Source organism: Bacteroidota bacterium (assembly GCA_016195025.1).
Lineage (GTDB): Bacteria > Bacteroidota > Bacteroidia > Palsa-948 > Palsa-948 > Palsa-948.
Genome location: JACQAL010000015.1, coordinates 81,928 through 106,994 on the forward strand (window position 1 = coordinate 81,928; position 25,067 = coordinate 106,994).

General features: G+C 38.7%; 19 protein-coding genes. 13 read left to right on the top strand and 6 right to left on the bottom strand.

From position 1 onward, the window contains the following. The first annotated feature begins 22 nt into the window (after positions 1-22). The 4 genes from HY063_02495 (at position 23) to HY063_02510 (ending at position 4,230) form a co-directional block, all read left to right on the top strand. Entirely contained in the window at positions 23-1,033 is a 1,011-nt protein-coding gene (locus tag HY063_02495) for a glycosyltransferase (protein MBI3500637.1), read from the top strand. A gap of 13 nt (positions 1,034-1,046) precedes the next feature. Then, the gene (locus HY063_02500; GenBank protein ID MBI3500638.1) at positions 1,047-1,931 is read left to right on the top strand and encodes an FkbM family methyltransferase; all 885 of its coding nucleotides are present in this window, start codon (positions 1,047-1,049) and stop codon (positions 1,929-1,931) included. A gap of 3 nt (positions 1,932-1,934) precedes the next feature. Continuing rightward, on the top strand, positions 1,935-3,062 hold the full coding sequence (locus HY063_02505; GenBank protein MBI3500639.1) for a glycosyltransferase family 4 protein: 1,128 nt from the start codon (positions 1,935-1,937) through the stop codon (positions 3,060-3,062). A 499-nt stretch (positions 3,063-3,561) separates the two neighbouring features. Continuing rightward, positions 3,562-4,230 (top strand): hypothetical protein, encoded by a 669-nt coding sequence (locus tag HY063_02510; GenBank protein MBI3500640.1) that lies wholly within the window; start codon positions 3,562-3,564, stop codon positions 4,228-4,230. Between the two features lie 140 nt (positions 4,231-4,370). Here HY063_02510 and HY063_02515 read toward each other — a convergent pair whose 3' ends face one another. Next, on the bottom strand, positions 4,371-5,273 hold the full coding sequence (locus HY063_02515) for an NAD(P)-dependent oxidoreductase (GenBank protein MBI3500641.1): 903 nt from the start codon (positions 5,271-5,273) through the stop codon (positions 4,371-4,373). Between the two features lie 189 nt (positions 5,274-5,462). On the opposite strand from HY063_02515, the gene HY063_02520 reads away from it, so the two are divergent. Next, complete coding sequence (locus HY063_02520) at positions 5,463-7,526, top strand: N-acetyl sugar amidotransferase (GenBank protein MBI3500642.1); 2,064 nt, start codon at positions 5,463-5,465, stop codon at positions 7,524-7,526. 33 nt (positions 7,527-7,559) lie between these two features. Then, positions 7,560-8,771: a glycosyltransferase gene (locus HY063_02525; protein ID MBI3500643.1), complete on the top strand. Its 1,212-nt coding sequence runs from the start codon at positions 7,560-7,562 to the stop codon at positions 8,769-8,771. On the opposite strand, the gene HY063_02530 is transcribed toward HY063_02525, so the two are convergent. Next, entirely contained in the window at positions 8,728-10,092 is a 1,365-nt protein-coding gene (locus HY063_02530; GenBank protein MBI3500644.1) for a hypothetical protein, read from the bottom strand. The genes HY063_02525 and HY063_02530 overlap by 44 nt on opposite strands. A gap of 85 nt (positions 10,093-10,177) precedes the next feature. Between HY063_02530 and HY063_02535 the strand changes: the two genes are divergently transcribed. The 5 genes from HY063_02535 (at position 10,178) to HY063_02555 (ending at position 17,774) form a co-directional block, all read left to right on the top strand. Beyond that, positions 10,178-10,351: a hypothetical protein gene (locus tag HY063_02535; protein ID MBI3500645.1), complete on the top strand. Its 174-nt coding sequence runs from the start codon at positions 10,178-10,180 to the stop codon at positions 10,349-10,351. Then, on the top strand, positions 10,351-11,754 hold the full coding sequence (locus tag HY063_02540) for an SAM-dependent methyltransferase (GenBank protein ID MBI3500646.1): 1,404 nt from the start codon (positions 10,351-10,353) through the stop codon (positions 11,752-11,754). The genes HY063_02535 and HY063_02540 overlap by 1 nt, the downstream gene beginning before the upstream one ends. Further along, complete coding sequence (locus HY063_02545) at positions 11,751-13,217, top strand: sulfatase-like hydrolase/transferase (protein ID MBI3500647.1); 1,467 nt, start codon at positions 11,751-11,753, stop codon at positions 13,215-13,217. The genes HY063_02540 and HY063_02545 overlap by 4 nt, the downstream gene beginning before the upstream one ends. Before the next feature lie 60 nt (positions 13,218-13,277). Next, complete coding sequence (locus tag HY063_02550) at positions 13,278-16,442, top strand: PD40 domain-containing protein (protein ID MBI3500648.1); 3,165 nt, start codon at positions 13,278-13,280, stop codon at positions 16,440-16,442. Between the two features lie 87 nt (positions 16,443-16,529). Further along, positions 16,530-17,774 carry a 4-hydroxy-3-methylbut-2-enyl diphosphate reductase gene (locus tag HY063_02555; protein MBI3500649.1) on the top strand — a complete coding sequence of 415 codons (1,245 nt, stop codon included), beginning with the start codon at positions 16,530-16,532 and terminating at the stop codon, positions 17,772-17,774. Here the strand turns inward: HY063_02555 and HY063_02560 are convergent. Genes HY063_02560 through HY063_02575 form a run of 4 tightly spaced genes read right to left on the bottom strand, consistent with a single transcriptional unit; the run spans position 17,758 to position 20,930 of the window. Then, positions 17,758-18,459 (bottom strand): (d)CMP kinase, encoded by a 702-nt coding sequence (locus tag HY063_02560; protein ID MBI3500650.1) that lies wholly within the window; start codon positions 18,457-18,459, stop codon positions 17,758-17,760. The two genes, HY063_02555 and HY063_02560, sit on opposite strands and share 17 nt — an antisense overlap. After that, complete coding sequence (locus tag HY063_02565) at positions 18,456-19,046, bottom strand: hypothetical protein (protein MBI3500651.1); 591 nt, start codon at positions 19,044-19,046, stop codon at positions 18,456-18,458. The genes HY063_02560 and HY063_02565 overlap by 4 nt, the downstream gene beginning before the upstream one ends. Positions 19,047-19,085: 39 nt before the next feature. Continuing rightward, a complete protein-coding gene (gene porQ, locus HY063_02570; GenBank protein MBI3500652.1) occupies positions 19,086-20,141 on the bottom strand; it encodes a type IX secretion system protein PorQ in 1,056 nt (351 codons plus the stop codon). 51 nt (positions 20,142-20,192) lie between these two features. Further along, the gene (locus HY063_02575; protein MBI3500653.1) at positions 20,193-20,930 is read right to left on the bottom strand and encodes an RNA methyltransferase; all 738 of its coding nucleotides are present in this window, start codon (positions 20,928-20,930) and stop codon (positions 20,193-20,195) included. Positions 20,931-20,942: 12 nt separating this feature from the next. Here HY063_02575 and HY063_02580 point away from each other — a divergent pair, with 12 nt between their 5' ends. After that, positions 20,943-23,588, top strand: coding sequence for a BamA/TamA family outer membrane protein (locus tag HY063_02580; protein ID MBI3500654.1), 2,646 nt, complete (start codon positions 20,943-20,945; stop codon positions 23,586-23,588). 30 nt (positions 23,589-23,618) lie between these two features. Then, complete coding sequence (locus tag HY063_02585; protein ID MBI3500655.1) at positions 23,619-24,872, top strand: tetratricopeptide repeat protein; 1,254 nt, start codon at positions 23,619-23,621, stop codon at positions 24,870-24,872. The last annotated feature ends 195 nt before the right edge of the window (positions 24,873-25,067 follow it).

Below are 25,067 nucleotides of genomic sequence, written 5' to 3' on the forward strand. Positions count from 1 at the left end.
CTTCATTTTATTAAACAAAGTAGTGAAAATCTCAATTATAACTCCTTCCTTTAACCAAAGTAAATATCTTGAAGAAACAATTCTTTCTGTTCTCAACCAGAATTATCCGGAATTAGAATACATCATCATTGACGGAGGCAGCACAGATGGTTCAATTGAAATAATAAAGAAGTATGAAAATTATTTTACCTACTGGATAAGTGAAAAAGACAGGGGACAAAGCGAAGCAATAAATAAAGGTCTTGAAAAAGCAACGGGTGAAATAATAACCTGGATTAATAGCGATGACAAACTTTTTGAAGGCGCATTGTTTAAAGTTGCCGACCACTTTTTAAGTTCTCCTGATGTGGGTTTGATTTATGGCGGAGTTATTTTTGATGAAAAAAAAATCAACAATAATAATTTTGGCTATGACAATCCTTGTCTGGAAAGATACCTCGCGGGTATCGCATTCCCGCAGCCCGCTGCATTTTTCAAAAGAAGTTTGCTGGAAAAAGTTGGTTCCCTGAATGAAAAATACCATTACGGAATGGATTACGACTTGTTTTCCCGCCTTGCATTAATAACTCAGTTCAAAAAAACAAATGATATATTTTCTTATTACAGATTGCATCCTGAAAGTAAAAGTGTGAAAGATTACTTTATGATTATTGAAGATTGGATTGATATTTTCCTTGCTTTATCTGAAAACCTGCAACTAAAAAAAAGCATAAACACTTTAAAAAATCTAAAAGTGTTTGACAATTATTTAAAGAAAGTAGATTCTGGTGGCGTAGTATTTTCCGCACACCATATACAAATAGATGAAAATAAATTGCTTTTCTATTTTCTGAGTTATGTAATACGGGGATGGTATGCAGCGGGAAAATTTAAAGAATGTAAAATCGTTCTTAATTATATTCAAAAAAATTATTCCCAATCCCTAATTGCACAGGAGGAGGGTATACCCTATATTGAAAAACGATTGTATTATTTTCCGATTTCCATATTGAAATTATGGCGTAAAGTCAGCCGGGGCATTGAAAAATTCTAATTCGATAAAAAAGATGATTAAAAAAATAATTAAAAACACATACGCCTCTTTGCCTTATAAAAAACAATTTTTAAATTTTATAAAAAAAATATATACCCCGCCTGAACATATATATCGACATTTGTATTTTAAAGGAACATTCAAAGTAAATGTTGATAGTCAATATAATTTCCGGATAAATCACTACGGCTATCAAATAGAAAATGAAATTTTTTGGGGAGGATTGAAAAACGGCTGGGAAAAAGTTTCAATCAATTTATGGATAAAACTTTGCAAAAACAGTTCAATAGTAATTGATATCGGATCAAATACTGGTGTCTATGCGCTCTTAGCCAAAACAATTAATCCAAGCGCAAAGGTATATGCCTTTGAACCTGTTAATCGTGTATTTGCCAAACTCAAAGAAAATATCAATCTGAACAATTATGATATAACAGCAATAGAAAAAGCAGTATCCAATTCAGATGGTTTTGCCACAATCTACGATACAAATTCAGAACATACTAACTCCGTAACTGTCAATAAGAATTTATCTTCTTCGGATATAAAAGTGATTGAAACAAAAATTGAGACAATAACTCTCAATTCATTTATTAAGAATCATGATATTGAAAAAATTGATCTAATAAAAATTGATGTGGAGACACATGAACCGGAAGTTTTAGAAGGTTTTTCTGAATATTTGAAAATATTTAGACCCACTTTTTTAATAGAAATATTAAATGATGAGATAGGTGAAAGGGTAAATAAAATTGTAAAAGGGCTTGATTATTTATATTTTAATATTGACGACCGCAAAGGGAGTATCCGTCAAACAAACAACATTACGCATAGCGATTATTATAATTATTTATTATGCAATGTGTATACAGCAAACAAATTGGGATTAATTACCTAAACCATGAAAATCGCTTTCATAACCTCTCATATCTATAAGTCCACTCAGTGGAATTGGTTTTCGGAAGAATTACTGCAGAGAGGAATCTTTCATATTCATATTATCATCTCGGATGAGTACCCTTTAATGGCGGATGAATTAAAAAAACAAGGAGTAAAGGTTTTTGTTTTGCCGCATCATTCAAAATTATCTTTATTAACTAATCTTTTCAAAATCATAAAAATCCTTAAGCAAGAAAAAATTAATTTGGTGCATACTGAACTTCCATATGGTAATTTACTTGGGCAAACAGCCGCACTATTGTCGGGAATCAAACGAAGGATAACCACTTGTGAAAACGCTTCCTGGGCGATAGATAACAAAAACAAAAAGCAATTCCTGATTGATAAATTAACCTACCGGCTGGCAAAAAAAATTATTGTCCTGACTGATTTGTCAAAACAATATTTAATAAAAAACTATAAAGTTCCTGAACATAAACTCATCACTATCTGGCACGCTGTAAAAGCAGAAGAATATCAAGAAGTTTCTTCTCAACGTGTTGAAAAATTAAAAAATGAATTACGGGTTAAAGAAGATAAATTTATCCTTGGGATGGTAGCAAGAGGCGAGGAATGGAAAGGTCACATCTATGCCATTAAAGCCATCGCACTGCTGAAAAATAAATATCCGAACCTGCTGCTTATCATTGCAGGAATAGATGAAACAAAAAAATACGGTAAACAAATTACAGATTATCTCAACACACATCACGTTACAGATAATGTCCGTTTGATTAGATTTGTAACCGATAATGTGGCATTATATCGTTTGTTTCAAATCCATATTCATATTCCGATTGATGAGATGGCGGAAACATTTGGGATTACTTATATTGAAGGAATGATTTCAGGATGCGCACAGATATTAACTAAATCAGGCATAGCATTTACAACTGCACAGCATTTAAAAAATTGCTATGTAGTTGACTATTGTAATTCCGAAGAAATAGCAAAAGGAATTGTTTCTCTTATTGAAGATAAAAAATTAAAGTCGGAAATAAGCAGGCAAGCGAAAGAAGATGCAAGAAAGTTATTTGATTATTCCATTAAGGTGAATAAGCATTTAGAACTTTACAATTCAATTGACTAATTTTAATTAGTTTTGTTCATGCTCTTTCCAAAAATAAAAGAATACCGCCAATGCAAACGATGCGTATTAGATACTACCGACCCGAATATTGTATTTGATTAAAGTAGAAGTAAAATACGATATTATACGCTATGTAATTTAAGGTTTACCCTGTGTTTTTTCCCACACAAAGCAGCAAAGTACTAGCAAAAGAGAGCGAAGTAATAGGGAAAGACGGCTTTTTCCCCGTATAAAGCAGCAAAGTACTAGCAAAAGAGAGTAAAGTACTGGGAAAAGAGAGTGAAGTACTAGGAAAAAGCAGTTTATTCCCCACACAAGGCAGTAAAGTACTGGGATAAAGCAACTTTTTCCCCATACAAAGAGGCAAAGTACTGGGATAAAGCAGCTTTTTCTCCATATAAAATAGCAAAGTATTATTATTTCATTGGTTCTTTATGGAAAATATATTGCTTATACATCTTATTAAAAAAACAACATAAATCTTTTAAAACAAAATGCTATGAAAAAAGCAAAAATCAAATTCAGCAAACTCTCTGTTCCTAAAAAAATAGAGACCGCACGCACCATCGTAACCGACACAACGGGCAACGGAAATTTTCCCATTTGTCAGGCGCTGCTTCCTCCCATCACTAACGCGGTGAATGATTTGGAAACAAAATTTGAAGCCGCAGCCGGTGGAGACCATCAAAAGAAAGCCCTGATGCATGCCGCAGCAAAAGTGTTAGATGGATTGATTAGTTTCCTCGAAGACCAGATTAATGTGGAAGCGGGAGGCGATGAAGCAAAAATCAAAAGTACGGGATGTGATGTGAGAAAGCAAACCAAGCGGGGCAAGCGGCTGCCCGGCATCAAACAGGGAAAGCGCAGCGGAGAAATTATTCTCTTTGCGCTTACGGTAAAAGGCGCAGCATACCGCTTTCAGTTATGTTCTGACCCTCCTCCGAATGAAACAACTCCCATCAGCAGAACAGTCCAGCCGCCTGTGCCTGCTCCTGTGCCTGCTCCTCAAAATCAATGGAGCGATGCAGGAACTACTAAAGGCGCAACATTTACCGCCACTGATTTAACCAGCGGTTCAAAAATGTGGGGAAGGGTGGCAGTCATCCTCACAAAAAAGAAAGGTGGTCAGCAGGGATGGGTTCTTCTTGGCGCGGTGATTGTGCCGTAACCTGCAAAGCGATTAGCGAAAAGCCATAAGGGATATTAAAAGATAAATTTTTTTCTCTTATGGTTTATCGCCATTGTATCTCCTCCCGAACAATAGGAACAAATTGGAATTTATATATAGTGTATATCGTAAATTAAAAATTATTTCTTTTCCTCTTGTTTCATTAAAGAAAGCCCCTCTTTCAATGTAAGGAGTTTGAATCCTAATTCTTTTTCTGCCTTTGCTGTAGCATAAGAAGTATCATAAGGTCTTTTTGCTAAGGATGAAAAATAATTATCAGGAACGGGAGATATTAAACTTCGGTCTAAACCAAAAACTTCTGCTGTAGTTAACGCTAAGTTATATCTATCGCATCTGTCTTTGCCTGCCAAATGGTATATTTCCCTATCTTTTTTTAAAGCAATGGCTTGCCATATTCCATCACAGCAGGAATTAATATATAAGGGATTTATATAAGATGAATTTTCAACCATTGATAGTTTTTTGCCTTCACGCAATGATTTAATTATATATGTTACCGGATTCATTCTTGTATTATAATTCCAACCATACATAAGAATAATCCTGAATATTAAATGAGAATTTACGGTGGAGGCAATGCTTTCAGCAATATATTTATGCATGCCATATATATTTACCGGATATGGCAACGATGTTTCTCCGTATGGAGCTCCATCTCCGGAAAATATTGCATTACTGGAACAATAAACTAATTGTTTATGATTTAACTTGCACCAGTCGGCAATATTTTTAGTGCCGCCAACTGTAATATTATAACATAGAGAAGGATTTTTTTCTGATAGGTCAACATTACTAATACCGGCTGTATGTATAACAATATCCGGATTCTTTTCATCTAATTCAGCGCACACATTTTTTTTATCTGATACATCTAAAAAATTATAATGCAATAAATTTTTAGGTTTTTTCTCGCCTTGATTATAGTGACTTCCATATAAAATATATTTCCCCTTATCGTATGTTTTGGCAAGATATGTTCCCAAAAATCCATTTATCCCGGTTATGAATATTTTTCTCTTCATTTGCAATTAATTATTAATAGAATATATTTATCTCACCCAAAAATACATTGACATTTTTTTATCTTCGATAAATCTTCCTAAATTTTCTTTCATATCTTTATATCCTTTTTCAAAGATAGGATTTTGGGTTAAGTCCTATTGTTTTTATAGTTCTGTCTTTTTTTACTGCTGCGCTTACGGTAATGCTTTATGAAAAATCCATTCTTCTCCATAGTGATTCCGACCTACAACCTCGCTTCATTTTTGCCTGATACAATCAATAGCATCCTGCAACAAACTTTTTCAAACTACGAAATAATAATTATTGACGATGGCAGCACCGACAACACAAAAGAAGTGCTCAAACCGTATATTGAAAAACATTCTCACCTGAAATATTTCTGGCAGGAAAATCAGAGACAAGGCGCTGCGCGAAACAATGGCATAAGGAAAGCAGATGGAGAGTACATTGTTTTTTTTGACCATGACGATTTGATGCTGGCGGATTATCTAACTATCTTGTATCAAAAAATAAATGAATTAAACAAGCCCAATTTCATTGCTGCAAAATATGAACACCAGCGAAATAACAAACGATTTCCTTCATCATTGCAGAAGTTGAAAGAGGGATGGTATAATGTTGAACTGTTTTTACGGGGTGATCCCCTTGCTTGTCATTTTTGTATTAAAAACAAAAATACTTCCCTGAAATTATTTGAAGAGCGAAGAGAATATGCAACGATGGAAGATTGGATGTTTCTTGTTCAAAATATTAATAACAACAAAATTTATTTGATTAACAAAACAGCAGTATTGATGAATGAGCATCCGAATCAGTCAATGCATAATAACACCAAAGTCATTTCAGCGCGGATGCTTGCAATGGAATGGATTATTGAAAAAAAAATTCTGAATAATGAGCAAAAGAAAAAAATGCAGGGCTATTCTTTTTTCTTTTGCGCCATTCACAGTTATTTGGATAGCAACCGAAGAAAGGCATTCAACTATTTATTCCGTTCAATAAAATATAATATACCCACTTATAAAACTTTTCTTCTTTTTATCAAAATTATAGTTGGCAGAAAAAATATTGTTCAATTAAAATTATTTTTTAATTTGCTTTCTTCTGTTTTTTCAAAACAAGAAAAGCCGATAAAAAATATGGTTGCTAAAAAATATCAGCAATGTAAAAGATGTGTAATGGATACTACTGATGCTGAAATTGTTTTTGATGAAAGCGGTTATTGCAATCATTGTACTGATTTAATTGAAAAAATATCTAAACTTCCCTTCAATAGTAAAAACAGCGATAAGAGACTGGCTCAACTGATAAAAAAGATTAAACAATCAGGTAAAAATAAACAATACGATTGTGTATTGGGTCTCAGCGGTGGCAGCGACAGTTGCTACGCTGCCTATCTCGCCAACCAATATGGATTACGAGTTCTCGCAGTTCATATGGATAACGGCTGGAATACAGAAATATCAGTTAATAATATCAAGAATATTGTTGAGAAACTTGGCTTAAGTTATCACTGCCATATTTTGGACTGGGATGAATTTAAAGATATTCAGTTAGCATTTTTAAAAGCATCAGTTCATGAAATAGAAACTCCCACTGATATTGCCATGCAAGGGGTGTTTCATAAAATTGCCGCAAAGTATAATATAAAATACATCATAAGCGGAGGCAACTATGCCACGGAAGGAATTCTTCCTAAAAGCTGGCACTATAATGCCAAAGACCTGAAATATTTAAAATCAATTTACAACAAGTTTGGAAACAAAAAACTAAAAACTTTTCCAACATTCAACGCTTTACAGGAAATATATTATAAGTACGTAAAAGGAATTCGCATTATCTATTTGCTGAATTATTTTCCCTATAATAAAATAGATTCGATGAAAATTCTTGAAGAAAAATTAGGTTGGAAATATTATGGAAAAAAACACCATGAATCTACTTTCACCGGATTCGTGCAATCATATCTTTTACCTGAAAAATTCAAGATAGATTATCGGCTGTCAACTTCTTCCTCTAAGATATGTTCAGGATTAAAAACCCGGGAGGAATCATTGCATGAACTTGCTCAAAAACCGTATGTCTCAGAAAATATAGCCGAAGAAAAAGAATATATAAGCAAAAAATTAGGAATAAACATTGAAGAGTTTAATGCAATGATTATGTTGCCACCCAAAACATACAAGGACTATCCCAACACTCAGAAAAAACTGGAATTCATTTACAAAATTTACCGAATGCTAAATAGATAGAATTAATGAGAACCGTCAAACAACCACTATTTCATGAAAGTGGATCATAAAAATATTCTTGTATTAACTTACTGGAGCTACAATGATGCATTGGTTCAAACTTACACGCTTCCCTATGTCAGGATAATCAGAAAAACTATTTCTCCAAAAAACAAATTATACTTAGTAACTTTTGACAGCATTAATTACAGGATAGATAAAGAAGAAGAAGAAGAAATAAAGCAGAAATTATTGGACGAAAGAATCATGTGGATTCGGTTCCGGTATTTTCCATTAAGTATAAAATCAATTTTATTTTCACCTTTTCAGTTTTTAAAACTTTTGACAATATGTATTGCTCAGAAAATAAATTTCATTCATGCATGGTGCACTCCTGCAGGAGCAATCGGATATATTCTTTCAAAAATAACTGGCGCATCACTTATGATTGACAGTTACGAACCGCATGCAGAAGCAATGGTGGAAAACGGCACATGGCAGAAAAATTCTTTTGCATTCAAACTGCTTTTTTATTTTGAAAAAAAAATATCGCATCATGCTTCCATTCTGATTGCTGCCAGCAGCGGAATGGAAAAGTATGCAGAAGAAAAATATAATCTGAAAAACAAAAAAATATATGTTAAGCCCGCCTGCGTTGACTTGAATTTATTTAACCGGAAAAAAAAATCACCTGAAAATATATTGCCTGAATTGAAAAATAAAATCGTTTGCATTTATGCAGGCAAATTCGGTGGAATATACCTCGAAAAAGAAGTATTTGATTTTTTAAAAACGGCTGCGTATTACTGGAAAAATAATTTTGCCGCGCTCATTCTTACAAACACTGCGCGGGAAAAAATAAAAAAGTTATGTGAAGAAGCAGGATTAAATCCTGAATTGATTGTTAGCCGCTTTGTACCACACAACGAAATACCTGCATACATGGCAATGGCTGATTTTGCAATTAATCCGGTTAAACCGGTTCCGACAAAACGCTATTGCACCTCCATCAAAGATGGAGAATACTGGGCAACGGGATTGCCGGTGGTGATTACAAAAAACATTTCAGATGATTCGGCTCTTATCGAGCAGAATGATATTGGGTATGTATTAAAAGAATTAAGTGCACAGGAATATTTGAATGCAGTAAAAAAAATTGATTTGCTTTTTATAAATAATTCTTCTCAGGAAATTAGAAATACTGCAGAAAAATATAGAAACTTTAAGATTGCTGAAACTGTATATCAGGAGATTTATGCAAAGTAAGATACTCGCCCGCGTAATTGATAATCACTAATCCGCTCAATAAAAACGGCATCATCGGAATTCTCAGCCGCACCAATGCGCCAAAATTTGAAGTAGATATTGCAACTGAAAACGAAAAGAACACAGCAAATATTAAACAGAAAAGCACCAGCGGATTTGTAAATAAATTGGTCAGCGCTGCCACTGGTTTTCTTAACAAAACATAAAACGTAAAACCAAGTATTAGTAAATTTTCTAATCCTGACATGAGCATCACTATGTTTTTTGTTTCCCACAAAAAGGGCCTGAATAATCCCGTAACTGTCGCAATAGGAAATTTAGAAAACATTCCCGAAAGTGTAGGGTCGTAATCCCCAATGTCAAAAGAATTTCCATGGTAGTAATCCTGTTTTAAGTCCAAAGAAGATATTTGCGCCTTTTCTATCATGCTGTCCATAGTACTGTATGTTCCAAGATTGGAACTGGTGAGCATCCAGATTCCAACACCTATTGCAATTCCCACAGCAGCAATCACCGGGGCAGCAAAAACTCTGAGTGCCAGATTTTTTATTTTGCTCAAGCGGTTCCAAATCATCCATAGCATGGATCCCGGCAGCAAGCCCACAAAAATATAGGGTTTGATAGTAATCAAAATGAATATTGAAATAAGAAGCGTTATAATTGGAAAAATAATTTTGTCTCTTTTAATAAAAATCCTGTAAAAGGAATAGCAGTACCACCCGGCAGCGGCAAGAGTCCATGAGTCCTTGAGAACTCCTGAGCCCCAGAATAAAACGGAAGGAACAAACAGAACGGTAACAGCAAAGTACTTATGCAAGAATGGATAACAATCACAAAACACCTGATATAATTTCCACACTCCTGTAAAACTAACTACTGCCATAAGAACGGATGAAACAAGGTAACTGTCAAAGCATAGCAATTTAATCGGGACAAGAAGCCGGTCCACCATAAAAGCATTTGAATCGCTCCCAAAAACAAGATAGCCGGTTTCATTTGTGAAATATAAGGAGGTTTCCTTTGATAATGGCAATAACCATGCATTGAAAAAATCAGCCGGAGAATGAAACAATAATTTCAGCAGAGCGGAACTGTCAGCATGATAACTCAGCGTATCTCCCCCTGCCGTATAGTAATATACATATATCAGGCACAATCCAACAGCCCCTCCAATCTTTGCAAAAAGCCCCCACAAAAAATATTTATAAACAGGATTTTTTTTTATTTGCCTATTCTTTATGCGGATTGCAATAATGGCAATAATCAAAATATAAAACGGAGCCAGCAGCCAATCTAAATATGAAATAATTTGAGAATTCATTTAAGCAAAAGTAAAGAATATGCATTATGGCTATGCATGAATATTATTTACAAAAAACAATTACCTTCACGGCAACTAAGTTGGCGTGATTATACAATTTTTATTATACATTGATCCCGGTATCGGCAGTTTAGCCGCGCAGGTTATTCTTGCGGGTTTTGCGGCATTTATAGTATTTTTCAAAAATAGTTTCAGAAGATTTTTTTCTTTCTGGAAAAAAGACCAGAAAAAAGAAAATAAGGAAAAGATTTCTGAATAATGTTTCCTTCTAATCAAGATATATCTTCTTCTACAATTGAGCCGGGTTCGTTTCGAGACCCATCAGGTTTTATCTTCACATTTGAAGAAGAAATTTACCGGGCAATCGCTCCCTCCTATTTTGAACACTTTTCTCTCTTTACAAATTCAGGATTATATAAATCTTTGCTCGAAAAAAAATTAATCATTGAACATGTTGACAAAGAAAAATTTTTAGTGAATGGATTTCCAGAATACAAAATAATAAAAGCCAAACAAATTCCATTTGTTTCTTATCCGTATGAATGGAGTTTTTCGCAATTGAAAGATGCTGCATTGCTTACGCTTGAAATTCAGAAAGAATCTTTGAAGCATCAAATGATTCTCAAAGATGCATCGGCATACAATGTGCAGTTCAACGGCTCGCAGCCGGTTTTTATTGATACGCTGTCGTTTGAAAAATACAAGGAATGCGAACCGTGGAAAGCATACGGACAATTCTGCCGGCATTTTCTTGCACCGCTGGCGCTGATGAGTTATACCTCTGTGGAACTTTCAAAACTGCTTGCAGATTACATAGATGGAATTCCTCTTGAACTTGCTTCTTTACTTCTTCCCCGCAGGGCGAAATTTCTGAACAGCGGAATTGCCATGCACATTGCCGTTCATGCAAGAATGGAAAAAAACTATTCCTCGACTAATTCCGCCCAGCGTTCAAAAATTAATTTGCCGAAAAAAAAACTTCTTGCCCTGCTTCAGCATCTGGAAGAATGTATAAGCGGTTTACAACTTAAAAAAAGAAAAAGCAGTTGGCTTAGTTACAACAGCGATAATTCGTATTCAAAAGAAGCAGTGCAGCATAAGGAAAAAACAATTTCAAATTGGCTGAAGAAAATAAAACCGGAAATGGTTTGGGATGTAGGATGCAACACCGGAAAATTTTCTTTGCTCGCTTCCAATCATTCTGACTATGTTTTGGCAATGGATGCGGATGATTATTGCATGGAAAATTTTTACTGCGAATTAAAAAAAGCAGGCAATAAAAAAATTCTTCCGTTAAAAATAGATTTGTCAAATCCTTCTCCCTCTCTCGGCTGGGCGAACGAAGAAAGAAAAAACATTTCACAGCGCGGAAAAGCGGATGCATTGCTGGCGTTGGCTCTTTTGCATCATCTGCGGATTGGGAACAATGTTCCTTTCGCGCATATTGCAAACTATTTTTCTGTTCTCGCACAAAATTTAATTATCGAATTCATTCCGAAAGATGACGGCATGATTCATAAAATGCTCAAAACCCGGGAAGATATTTTTTCGGATTACACGGAAGAAAATTTCAGAAATGCTTTTGAAACATATTTTACCATTCACGAACGGGAAGCATTACACGATTCCGGAAGAATTCTTTATCTCATGAATAAAAAGTGAATCGTTTTTTGAAAAATATTCCCTTTCATTTTTTCCTTGTTGTTCCTGCATTTATATTTTTTTTATATGTACACAATTTTCATGTAACTACTTTCAGAAGCACGCTGAGAAGTTATGAAGTGGCGCTGATGGTTTCGGCAGGAATATTTTTGATTTCATACGCATCTCTTAAAAAAGACAAACACAAAGCCGGAGCGGTTACAATTTTCCTGATGCTGGTTTTATTTTTTTACGGATTCCTCTATGACGTGGCGGAAAAATTATTTTACAAGGGATGGTGGCCCTTTTCCGAAATTCACCGCTACCTGCTTATTGCAATTTTTAGTTGCACCGGCTTGCTCTGGTATTTTCTCTTCCGGACAAAACGAACTTTTAAATCACTCACTTTTTCACTAAATGTTTTTGTAGTAGTCCTGTTTGCAATTAATTTTTTTCGACTCACAACTTCTTTGGGTAAAGCAGAAAATAAATTTAATGTGGGTCCGGAAAAAAAGATTTTACCATTCAGGGATTCTCTCCCCGATATTTACTATATCATTCTCGATGGCTATGCGAATGATTCCATGCTTTCGGAAGTTTATCATTACCCGCATAATTCCCTTACTAACTATTTGGCTGAAAAAAAATTTCTCATCGCCTCAGGCAGCCGCACCAATTACATATCCACTTTTCCTTCGCTGGCTTCTTCGCTCAATTATTCTTACATAGACAGTTTGCTGGAGGAAATTCAGAATAAAAAAAATTTTATTTATGAAAACAGGGTTTCCGCTTACCTGAAAAACAAGGGCTATGAAATTGTGCACGTGCGCTCAGGTTTTTCGGTTACGCGCGAAAATTATTTTGCCGATACAATTATTGCTCTCAACAACCTGAGCGAATTTGAAAGAACCCTGCTGCGTTATACTGCGCTTCGCCTCGATGATTTGTTTGGCTACGCACGCTATAAAACATTGAAAGAACAATTATCGGTAATGTATGATGTCTTTAAGGTGAAAAGTCCGAAATATGTTTTTGTGCATATCGTTTCTCCGCATCCTCCGTATGTCTGCGATGAAAACGGAAAATTCAAAACCAGCAAACGAGTTGTGAATATTTGGTGGGAGCCGAAAGAAGATTATTTGCAGCAACTAAAATATATTAATAAAGAAATAATAAATTTTACTTCGGAAATTTTCAGACAGAGCAAAATAAATCCGATATTAATTATTCAATCTGACCATGGTCCTTGGATTCAGTCAAACTCTTTTCAAACTATTTATAACACAAGAAGCATGATTCTGAATGCCTATTACATTCCTTACGGATGGAAGAAAAATATTTATTCTTCCATAACACCGGTAAATTCTTTTCGGATTATCTTTAACGGATTATTCAATGATTCTCTTTCCATCCTTAAAGATGTTCCTTTGGATTCAATGTATGTAAAAAATAATATGAATTCAAACCTCGTTATCCGGGAATAAAAATAAACTATAGAAAGTCAATGTAGTTTACATTTCCTTTTTCTTTACTTTTGCACCTCTATGAATTCTTATAAAAGTTTTTTAAACCGTATTTTACTTGCTACTTTTTTTCTTTCTGCGTTTGTCATTCTGAGCGAAGTCGAAGAATCTTTTTCCCAGCCCCTTTCCAAAAGCCAGTTCAGGCAGTATTTTACACAGGGAAACCTGATGATGATGGATAATTTTCCCGATACTGCCGTGCGCACATTTCTTACGCTCTACAAAGCCGATGCCAGCAACGCCAACGTGAATTATAAAATCGGGCTTTGCTATCTCCGCATTCCTTCGCAAAAATTAAAATCAATTCCCTATCTCGAAAATGCCATCAAGCAAACCAATGGCGCTTACCGCGAAGATGACCCAAGCGAAAAAAATGCTCCCGAAGATGCGCTCTACTATTTAGGTCAGGCATATCATTACGCTTACCGCTTTGACGAAGCCATTGAAAAGTTCAAACAGTTTCGTGAAATCATCGGCAAATGGAATCTGAATCTTGTAAAAGAAGTTGACCACTGGATTGAAGTGAGCGAAAATGCAAAGCAACTCACTATGCATCCGGTAGAATGCACCATCACCAACCTTGGCGACAGCGTGAATTCTGAATTTGCCGATTACAGCCCCTGCATCACTGCCGATGAATCGGAATTGATTCTTACTTCGCGCAGAGAAGGAACCGGAGGTCCCGATAACAAAACCATTGACGATTTATTTTTCGAAGACATTTTCATTTGCAAAAATGCCGGGCTTGGAACGTGGACGAAAGCAAAAGGAATCAGCCGCACCATTAACACCGATGGAAACGAAGCATCCATCGGGCTTTCGGCAGACGGGCAGCAACTTTATGTTTACCGCGATGACAACGGTGATGGAAATATTTACATCAGCAAACTCGATGGCGATTACTGGAACGCTCCCTATAAATTAGATGCGGGCAACGTAAACACTGCTTCATGGGAGCCGAGCGCCTGCATCAGTGCCGATGGAAACACCATGTATTTTGTGAGCAACCGCTCAGGAGGTTTTGGCGGAAGAGATATTTATAAATGCCATCGCCTGCAGAACCGCGGCTGGAGCGAAGCGGAAAATCTTGGGCCCACCATCAACACTCCTTACGATGAAGATGCGCCCTTCATTCATCCTGACGGAATCACGCTTTTCTTTTCTTCCACCGGCCATAATTCCATGGGAGGATTTGATGTGTTTTATTCCACCAAAGTTTCTGATAAGGTTTGGACGAAGCCCATCAACATGGGTTATCCCATCAACACCACTGATGATGATATTTATTTTGTTTCTTCTTCGGACGGAAGGCGCGCGTATTATTCTTCGTTCCGACCCGGGGGAAAAGGCGAAAAAGATATTTACATGGTAACCATGCCGAAGCCCTTTGTGCTTTCGGTAGCAATTTTAGTCGGCTATCTGAAATATAAAAACGGAACTCCCATTCCGAAATATTCTTCCGTAACGGTGAAAAATTCCAAAGGAGAAAATTTTTCAAGCCATCCGAATGAAGCCACCGGAAAATTTCTCACTTCGTTAATTCCCAATCAGGAATATGAAATAACTGTCGAGGTGAATACTAAAAAAGTTTTCAGCGATAAATTTTTTCTTCCCGAAGACAGTTCGTACCAGAATTTGGGAAGAGGATTTTTCATGGATACCATTTACATAGGAGACACTACCCGTTTATTCTCCCGCGGAAAAGTGAAAATTGACACCACCGTTAAAATAAAAATGGTGGCGCTCGATGGAAAACTTTTGTTCGGAAAAAATCCGGAAGACATTGCCGCCAATGTTACGCTTCACCTGCTGAACTCTGCCGGAAATGAAATTGCATCGGCAGTCACCGACAGCAAAGGAAAATTTATGTTCAGCAATGTTCCCGAAGGGCAGAAATTTATTATTAAGATTGACGAGAACGACCCGGTTCTTTCTGCGCACCAGCAGTTTTACTTAGCCGCAGACAACGGGCAGGTGCTTGTTCCATCCGTGAAAGAAGAACGGTTTTTTCTCTTCAAAAATATTTCGCCCGATTACAACAAACTTTCGTCTCTTACAGCCGTTGACCACACGCCCGTTCTCGCCAGCATGAAGGGAAAAATTTCATTGAGCGATGATAGAAAAAAATCTGCCTCAAAAATAACTGTGGCATTACTCGATAAAGAAGGAAAAGTTGTGCAGTCAAAAACTACGGACAATACAGGAAAATTTTCATTCGATAATATTGACAGCGAAAAAAATTATACGCTCTCCATTAAAGATTCGTCTCACGCAATTAAAAATAATATTTACCTGCTGAATGAGAAGCAGGAAATCATCCGCACGGCAAACAAAGTGGGCGACTATTTTATTTTTGAAAACCTGCCCACCGATTTGAATAAACTCAGCGCCCTATCAATGGTTGATTCCACGAGGTTCATTGCCATGAAAGGAAAAATGCTGAAGAGCACTGAAGCCGATGACGGAATACGGAATCTCATAGTTACCCTTTCCGATTCAAAAGGAAAAATGCAACAGGTAAAAACTGACAGTACCGGAGGATTTAAGTTTGACAAACTTTCTGCCGATAAAAATTATTCTCTCAAATTAAATGAAAAAGATTCCGCGCTGAAAGGGATAAATAAAGTTTATCTCGCCAATGAAGAAGGCAAGGCGGTGAAAGTGGTGTATATCGGGAAAGGAAATTCATTCAGCAATCTTCCCGCCAACCTGATGAAGATGGAAGTGATGAAAGTAAAAGAAGTGGCTTCTGTTTCCACCGCGCCAAAAGAAAACCTGAATGTGATTAACAAGGAAGTGAAATTCCCCGGAGATGAAAAATTTGACTTCGTGATTTATTTCCCCTACAACAAAAAAGAAATTGATGTTTCCATTTCTTCTTACATTGCCATGCTCGATAAACTGAGCAAGAGCATTAATGAATACGGCAAAACCACCGTTACTATTTTTGCCAGCGCATCAAAAGTTCCCACTACAATGTTTGGCGATAACAACAAACTGGCAGGCGAGCGCTCCAAAGAAATAAAAGACCGCATTCACGCCTCCATCAGTTTCAAAAATCTCGATGAAAACAAAATTACTTTCGAGGCGGAAGAAAGAGTGCAGGGTCCCGATTACAAAAATGATGCAGTGGCAAATAAAAAAGAATATGAGAAGTGGCAGTTTGTGAAGGTGATTGTGAAGTAAAATCTTCGAAAAGCGAAACAGTACGAAAAATACGAAATTGAAAATACAGTTTTTGTATATTCCTATAAATTCCTTTTTCGTTGATTCATGAAATCGTTTAACATACCCGGCTTTTATAAAAGCAACATCATTTCAAAAGTTAAAGAGTTAAGGCGAAACACCGACCCGCGAAAAAAGGACTACTCTCCCACCCTGCTCGATTTTGGTCCGGTAAAATTTTACATTGCACGTCATTTTGGTTTTTGCTACGGAGTAGAAAACGCCATTGAAATTTCTTTCAAAGCGGTGGAAGAAAATCCTTCCAAGCGAATTTTTCTGCTGAGCCAGATGATTCACAATCCTGAAGTGAACAGCGATTTGCTCAGGCGCGGAGTAAAATTCATGATGGATACCAGCGGCAACCAGATTATTCCGTTTGAAGAATTGCGCAAAGAAGATATTGTGATTATTCCCGCCTTCGGCACCACGCTTGGCATTGAAGAACGTTTGCAAAAACTCGGCATTGAAGTTCACAAGTACGATACCACTTGCCCGTTTGTGGAACGCGTTTGGAAAAAAGCCGAGAAACTCGGAGAAGAAAATTATACCGTTATCATTCACGGAAAACACAACCACGAGGAAACACGCGCCACTTTTTCGCGCAGCGAAATTCATTCGCCCGCGATTATCATTAAAAATATGCGCGAGGCGGAGAAGTTGGGTGATTTCATTCTTGGAAAAATAGGAATGGAAGATTTTTATGTTTATTTCTCCGAGCGCATTTCGCACGGCTTTTCTCCCGAAAAAGATTTGCAGCGCGTGGGCGTAATCAATCAAACCACCATGCTGGCGAGCGAAACACAGGAGATTTCAGATTATTTCCGCAGCGTAATGGAAAAAAAATTCGGAGACGCTAATCTTAAAAGCCACTTTGCTGATACGCGCGACACGCTTTGCTACGCCACCAACGAAAACCAGGAAGCAACGTATGCGCTGCTGGAGCAAAATGCAGATTTGGCAATCGTGGTGGGCGGCTACAACAGTTCAAACACTTCGCATATTGTGGAACTTTGCGAAAAAAAATTTCCTACTTATTTCATCTCTTCCGAAACCGAAATAGTTTCAAAAGAAAAAATTAATCATTATAATTTTCACAATCAGAAACATCTTTCAACTGATAACTGGCTCTCAAAAATTCATCCTTCTAAAAATTCATCCTTCAAAATTATTTTGACCAGCGGTGCTTCCTGTCCCGATGCCGTGGTAGAACGGGTGCTTCTGAAAATTCTTTCCTTCTTCAACAAAACAAAAACCACCGATGAAGTGATGGAGGAAGTTATGGCGATGAGTTAATTCTTTCCTTTGCCAGTTTCAATGCAAATGCCAACTGCTCTTCCATTGTCATAGCAGTATTGTCAAGCACCACTGCATCATTGGCTTTGTGAAGCGGGTTGTGCTGGCGATGTGTGTCTTCGTAATCGCGGTGAGCAATATTTTTTTTCACATCCTCAAGAGTTCCGTCCATTCCTTTTTCTTGTAACTCTTTCCATCTGCGCTGGGCGCGAATGTTTTCATCGGCAGTCATAAAAATTTTCAGTTCGGCATCGGGAAAAACATTTGTTCCGATATCGCGTCCGTCCATCACAATTCCTTTTTCTTTTCCAAAAGCGCGCTGCAGCGCCACAATTTTTTCCCGCACTCCTTTAATGGCGCTGACGGGGCTCACATAATGCGAAACATTCATTCCGCGGATTTCTTTCTCTGCATTTTTTCCGTTCAGATAAATTTCAGAGACATGAGCAGTTGGATTCATCTTAAATTCAAGTTCGATTTTATTCATTGCACCGAGCACATCTTTCTCAGAAAATTTTCCATCCTTAATAATTTTCTCCTGCAAACAATATAAAGTTACTGCGCGGTACATGGCGCCCGAATCAATATAAACATAATCCAGTTTTTTTGCAAGCGCTTTGGCAACGGTGCTTTTTCCGCAGGAAGAATAGCCGTCAATGGCGATGGTGATTTTTTTATTCTTCATTTGCGTACTTGCCATTTATGCGGATTGATTCTTTTTACAAACATAGAATAATCTACAGCCATAATAGCAGAAAATTCTACCAGCACAATGAGCACATCGGTTGCATTGCGGTTATCAGAACGTGTTGGAAGAAGATTAATGGTAAGTTCGGTAAGTCCTGCAGCAAGAATAAAACTTGCCGCATATACCAGGAAATACTTGCTTCTTTTCTGCGCACTGAAAAATTTCATGCGTGTTACGGATGAAAGAGGAAGTTTCAGCGAATCGCGGTAAAGATATTTTACCACTTCGTTTTCCCGTTCTCTCTTCGTAAGCGATTTATCTTTCATTATTTTTTTCGCTTCCGCTATTTTTTCTTTTGCATTGTCTATTTTCCCCGGATTAAAAATCCGCACTACCAGAAAAGAATCTTTTATATCTGAAACATAGCCGTTTATTTTTCCATTGATAAAAATAATGTCGCAGGCAGCAGGCGTTTGAATTTCATAGGTGCGGGTGGGATTTTTTTTCTTCTCGAAAACAATTTTATTCTGAGCGAAGCATGAAAAAGAAAAAAATAAAAAGAGAAGAACAATAGTCGCTTTCATCCGGCAAAAATATAAAAGGGAAATACTCAGCACGAGAAATTATTTCCGTGAATAAAACTCCGAAAGATTTGTGCTGATGGTAAAATGATTAGGACCGCCTGCCGCATGAAATTTCGAATAGGCATAACTGAGATGAAACCTCAAAATCTTCAGCCCGAAGCCAAACGAAAATCCTGCAATGCCGGGATGAGATTCTAATTTTAATTCCTGCCTGCGCATGTAATTATAGCCCACGAGCAAATGAAAATTATGCGTGAGCAAAACCTCGGTTCCAAAAATCACATGCCGCCCGAGTTTATCTGCGAATTTGCTCGCCTTGCTTTTTTTAATCGGTGCGCCTGTAATCGGGTCGGTGGTGGGAACGGAAGGGTCAACGTAAGTCAAATCCCATTTTTCAAGATGCGCAAACGTGAAGTTCAAACGGAAAGGCGCGTGCCGCACTTTTTGCGAAAAGCCCCATTGAATTTCAAAAGGCAGCGGCTCGTGGCTGATGAAATAGGGTTTCCACTGCTTGCCGATATTTTTTATGACCAGTGCGGAACAAAACTGTTCTTTCTTTTTGAAATAGGTAACCGCAACATCCAGCGCATTTCCGTAAGAAGTATATTCCGCAAACTTCGAATAAATTGTTTTCACCGTTCCTCCTATGGAAAATACGGAATCGAGCGGGCGCGCATAAGAAAGATTCAGGGAATAATCTGCCGCTTTGAATTGCCCGTTAATTTCTCCATACTGATTTGCCGAAGTAAAAGTTCCGTAATTCAGAAACTGCATGCCCGCGCTGAAACTTCCCGCTTTTCTATAGGAGCGCGCATAAGCCGCGTAGCCGTAGCGGATGTCGGTGAAGTAATCAATATAACTCATCGAAAGTTGATTGTGCACAGTGCTGTCGAGCAGCGAAGGATTCTGGAAAGAAAGATTCAGGTCATTGTCTTTTGCAGAAATAACAGTTCCTCCCAATGCCGCCACGCGCGCAGGCACCGAAAGATTCAGGAATTCATATACCTTGCTGCCTCCGATTTGCGCGAATGTTTCGACTTCGCTCAACAGGATGAATGCGAAAAAGAAAAAAAGAAGAAAGAATATTTTTTTCATCGCGCCAAGATAATCAGATTTCACAAACGAAGCATTCACAATAATATTGCATCACCTTCTTTTAAACTCCGAACAAATAATGGCGGCAGCAACGGCTGCATTGAGCGAATCGGCCTTTCCGAAGTTAGGAATGGAAATTTTTTCGGTAACGAAAGGGAGCAGTTCTTCTGAAACTCCCTTCGATTCATTTCCAATCAGAATGATTCCGTTGGAGGAAAGTTTTTCGGTGTAAATATTTTTTCCGTTCATCACCGCTCCGTAAATTCTGAATTCAGGATTTTGTTTTGTTTCCTCAAGAAAATATTTTAATTCCGCGTAATGCACTTTCACCCTTGCCATGCTGCCCATGTTTGCCTGCACCACTTTCGGATTATACACATCCACGCAGTTTTCAGAACAAAAAATAGTTTGAATGCCAAACCAATCGGCAATGCGGATAATCGTTCCCATGTTTCCGGGGTCGCGGATGTCATCGAGCGCGAGCGCAAGTTCCGAAGCGAGTAAAGAGAGAGGGGGAAATTTTTCAGTATGCATTTCAAACACGCCCAGCACCTGGTTGGGAGAAGTAAGCAAAGAAATTTTCTCAAGTTCCTGCTGAGTAATTTCAGTTGCGCTGACAGAGGAAGGAACAGGAAATTCACAGGTGGCAAACAACTGTTTTAGTTTGAATGGTGACTGCAGCAGTTCATTCACTACTTTCGGAGTTTCGGCAATAAAGAGTTTCTGCTCATCGCGGAATTTCTTCTGCCGGAGTTGGCGCAGTTGTTTTATCTCTGCTTTTGAAATCATTGTAAATTCGCTGTGAAGACAAAAGTAATGAAGATTCATCACCTGCTTTTAAATGCCGCTGCCGCTGCAACTGCCGCTTGTATTTTTTTTTCCTGCAATCCTGCCAGCAAAGTTCCCGAAGGAGAATACCTGCTTACCAGAAACACGGTGATTGATAAATACGCGAAAGTGGATAAGAGCGAACTGGAATCGTATCTCAAGCAAAAGCCCAACCGCAAAGTTCTTCTCTGGAAAATGTATTTGCATATTTACAACGGCATTAATCAGGAAAAACTCGCGCGGCAGAAAGAACGATGTAATGTAAAAGTGGAAACCAAACTTGCAAAACGCACGGAGAAAGTAAAAAGGAAAAATGAAAAACGCCTGTCGAAAGGAAAAGAAGCGGAACAAATGCCTGACAGGAAAAATATTTTTTCCGCCTGCAAACTCCGAACCGGTTTCAAGCAATGGTGGCTGAGCATTGGAGAGCCGCCTGTGATTTATGATTCAGCGCTGGCAAAAAAAACCGCCTCGCAGATGAAACTTTTTCTGAATAACAAAGGATATTTCAACAGCACGGTGAAGGACTCGGTGGGCGTTCACCGGAAAAAAGCAACTACTTATTATACCGTATACGAAGGAACGCCCTATACCCTGCGCAACATTTCCTACCAGATTAAAGACGGGCAACTGGAATATTATGTGCTGGCAAATGCATCGGCTTCGCTTCTTTCGCGCGGAATGATTTTCGATGCCGATGTGCTGCAGCAGGAACGCGACCGCATTACCGATGTGCTTCGCAACGATGGATATTTTTATTTCGCCAGGGAATATATTTATTTTGAAGCCGACAGCACGCACGGCACGCATGAAATTGATATTACGCTCGGCATAAAAAATCCGTTTCATAAAGTGGAAGGAGAAAAATCCGCGCTTGGTGGCGATTCCATTTCGGAAGGAACGCACGAACGTTATTACATGAACAACATTTTTCTTCACACCGATTACGACCAGAAACTGAAACTTCCTCCTTCCGATTCGCTGCTGGCAGCAGGAGAATATTACCTGTTGTACAACCGCCCTTTGCGCTACAAGCCAAAGATGCTCGTCAACACCATGTTCATTTCAAAAGGAGAACTCTTTCAGCAAAAACATGCCGACCAAACCTACAGGCGGCTGAGCGAACTGAAACTTTTCCGCTCGGTGCAAATTGCTTTTCTTTCTGCCGGAGGCGATAAACTCGATTGCCATATTTACCTCACGCCCATTCCCAAGCAATCCATTGCCGCCATAGCGGAAGGAACCAACACATCGGAAACGCGCGGCATTGCCGGCAACCTTGTTTACGATGATAAAAATTCTTTCAAGGGCGGAGAAATTTTTGAAATGAAACTGAAAGGCGCCCTCGAAGTGCAGAAGAGCACCACCTCTGACCAGAATCTTATTATTGCCGGAGCGCAAAACATTCTTCCCTTCAATACGCTTGAACTGGGCAGCGAAGCCAGTTTGCGCGTGCCGCGTTTTCTTACGCCCTTTCCCAACCTTGGAACGCAGAGCAACAACGCGAAAACAAATTTCACCGGCTTGTATAATTTTCAGCAGCGCCCCAATTACGCGCGCTCGGTTTCCACTGCTGCTTTTGGCTATTCGTGGAAAGAAACTGCCGCCAAGCAGCATTTGATTAATCCCGTTGAGTTCAGTTTGGTGAATGTGTACCGCCTCTCCGATAAATTAGACAGCACGATTAAAAAAAGCAAAGACCTTTTTCTGAAAAACAGTTATTCCAACCACCTCACTTTTGCCACACGCTATGCTTTTGTATACAACAACCAGGAAATTACGAGGCGGAAAAATTATTCTTACTTCCGTTTTGGCGCAGAAGGAGCGGGCAATTTCATGCGCGGCATTTTCAAACTCATTGACAGCAGGCATCCGCTCGCTTACGACCGCGACACCATTTTTTATTCAGACGGAAGTTATTCCATTGAGCGGAGTTTCACCATTGACAAAATCCGCTTTTCGCAATACGTGCGCACCGATATTGACTACCGCCATTATAAACTCATTGATGACAAAGACAAAGTGGTGTACCGCTTTGCTTTCGGAATAGGCAAGCCGCTTTATAACCTGCGCACGCTGCCGCTGGAGAAAAGTTTTTTTGCAGGCGGTCCCAACAGCGTGCGCGCCTGGCAGGCAAGAACACTGGGTCCCGGTGCCGATACCAGCGGAAACACCATTGCCGATAAAATCGGTGATGTGAAAATGGAAGCCAACCTCGAATACCGCTTCAATGTGCTGAAGGCGCTGAATGCCGCCATGTTTGCCGATGCCGGAAACGTTTGGCTGCGCAAGCCCTACAGCAGTTACCCGGGGGGAGAAATTACGCACGAGAACGGAAAACTCATTCCGGTTGATTCGCTGCTGCAGGAAATTGCCATTGGCGCGGGGCTGGGAATCCGTTTCGATTTTAATTTCTTCATCATCCGCCTCGATGGCGCTTTCAAAATAAAAGACCCTTCGCTGCTGCGGCAGGATGAATATCCCTTCAACTCCGATTCGTGGGTGGGAAAACATTTGCTTGAACCCCGCGCTTCAAGATGGAAAAGCGAATATGCCGCAAAGTTCGGGCATCGCTATCCGTTCTTTGTGCTTAACTTCGGAATCGGATATCCGTTCTGATTGCGTACATTGTCATTCCAATCACAACCAATGGCCAAACTGCTCAAATCCGCACTTGCAAAATTCAAAGCCAAAGAGTATGAAGGCGCTCTTGATGATTTGAACAAGGCGCTTGAAGCCAATCCTTTTTCTCCCCTGTTATATAAAGAAAGAGCCATTGTGAAAGAAAAATTAAAAGACACAGAAGGCGCCCTGCAGGATTGCAACAAAGCATTGGAGTTAAGCCCCCGTTATGCAGATGCGTATGACCAGCGCGCCCGCATTAAAAATGGACTGCATGATTATGAGGGAGCCATGAACGATATAAATAAAGCCATAGTGCTGAACCCTTCCTGCCATGAACATTATCATGAACGCGGGCGCATCAAAGAAACACGTAAGGATTACCCCGGTGCCATAGAGGATTATAACCTTGCGCTCCAACTCGAACCCACCGAAGCCAATGTATATATAAGCCGCGGCATTGTAAAAGATTATTTGAAAGATTACACGGGCGCTGTTGCAGATTTTACTCAAAGCATTTTGCTTTTACCGTATAACTATAAGGCATATGCCGAGAGAGGACATTCAGCAGCAAAATTGAAAAATCACAGGCAAGCCCTTGAGGATTTAGATATTTCCATCAGCATGCAGCCCGAACATAATCATACTGCCTATCTCAACAGGGGATTTGTGAAACACCGGTTGAAGGACTATTACGGAGCCATTGAGGATTTTAATACCTCGCTCAAACAATCTCCTGAATATCCGGAGGCATATTCAAACCGCGGCAATGCAAAGATGCGGCTGCATGATTATGAAGGCGCCTTGCAGGATTACAACAAGGCAATAGCGCTTCATTCCACCTCTTCGGTGCTGTGCAGCAGAGGAACTATTCAATATTCTTTGAAAAACTGGAGCGCTGCCATGAATGATTTTAATGCTGCAATCGCTCTTAATCCAAATCTTGTCAAAGCATGGGAAAAAAGAGCCCTGGTAAAAATAAGAAGGAAGGACTTTCCTGGCGCCATAGAAGACCTTACGTGCGCCATGGCATTAAAACCCGATGATGCCGATTTGCATTTGGAAAGAGGACTGGCGCTATCCAAATTTGGTAAAAGAGACGATGCCGTTGCCGATTTTAATAAAGCCATAGAACTATCTCCCGAAAACGGAGGGATTTATTACCGCAGAGCGCATACCTATCATCTGATGGGCAATAAAAATGCCGCTCTGTTTGATTTAATAAAAGCCGCTGAACTCGGATACAAAAAGGCAAATACTCGGTTCAATGAATGGTGCTGAAGGTAAAAGCATCAGGGAAGCGGCTCATTGGGAGTAAGAAACTGGTGGTGGCGGAGTAAAAAATATTTTTCAACATTTCACTTGCTGTTCAATAATTTAATTTATGTTTGCCGTGTAAATGATTTATTCTCCTTCTCATAATTTCATTACCTTTATCGGCTCTGTTTTAATACAGCCCAACAGCCCAACAGCCCA

Excerpts from the sequence above, each read along its gene's own strand:
- HY063_02500 (MBI3500638.1), top strand. The coding sequence starts at position 1,047 with ATGATTAAAAAAATAATTAAAAACACATACGCCTCTTTGCCTTATAAA.
- HY063_02505 (MBI3500639.1), top strand. The coding sequence starts at position 1,935 with ATGAAAATCGCTTTCATAACCTCTCATATCTATAAGTCCACTCAGTGG.
- HY063_02510 (MBI3500640.1), top strand. The coding sequence starts at position 3,562 with ATGAAAAAAGCAAAAATCAAATTCAGCAAACTCTCTGTTCCTAAAAAA.
- HY063_02515 (MBI3500641.1), bottom strand. The coding sequence starts at position 5,273 with ATGAAGAGAAAAATATTCATAACCGGGATAAATGGATTTTTGGGAACA.
- HY063_02520 (MBI3500642.1), top strand. The coding sequence starts at position 5,463 with ATGAAAAATCCATTCTTCTCCATAGTGATTCCGACCTACAACCTCGCT.
- HY063_02525 (MBI3500643.1), top strand. The coding sequence starts at position 7,560 with ATGAAAGTGGATCATAAAAATATTCTTGTATTAACTTACTGGAGCTAC.
- HY063_02530 (MBI3500644.1), bottom strand. The coding sequence starts at position 10,092 with ATGAATTCTCAAATTATTTCATATTTAGATTGGCTGCTGGCTCCGTTT.
- HY063_02540 (MBI3500646.1), top strand. The coding sequence starts at position 10,351 with ATGTTTCCTTCTAATCAAGATATATCTTCTTCTACAATTGAGCCGGGT.
- HY063_02550 (MBI3500648.1), top strand. The coding sequence starts at position 13,278 with ATGAATTCTTATAAAAGTTTTTTAAACCGTATTTTACTTGCTACTTTT.
- HY063_02555 (MBI3500649.1), top strand. The coding sequence starts at position 16,530 with ATGAAATCGTTTAACATACCCGGCTTTTATAAAAGCAACATCATTTCA.
- HY063_02560 (MBI3500650.1), bottom strand. The coding sequence starts at position 18,459 with ATGAAGAATAAAAAAATCACCATCGCCATTGACGGCTATTCTTCCTGC.
- HY063_02565 (MBI3500651.1), bottom strand. The coding sequence starts at position 19,046 with ATGAAAGCGACTATTGTTCTTCTCTTTTTATTTTTTTCTTTTTCATGC.
- porQ (MBI3500652.1), bottom strand. The coding sequence starts at position 20,141 with ATGAAAAAAATATTCTTTCTTCTTTTTTTCTTTTTCGCATTCATCCTG.
- HY063_02575 (MBI3500653.1), bottom strand. The coding sequence starts at position 20,930 with ATGATTTCAAAAGCAGAGATAAAACAACTGCGCCAACTCCGGCAGAAG.
- HY063_02585 (MBI3500655.1), top strand. The coding sequence starts at position 23,619 with ATGGCCAAACTGCTCAAATCCGCACTTGCAAAATTCAAAGCCAAAGAG.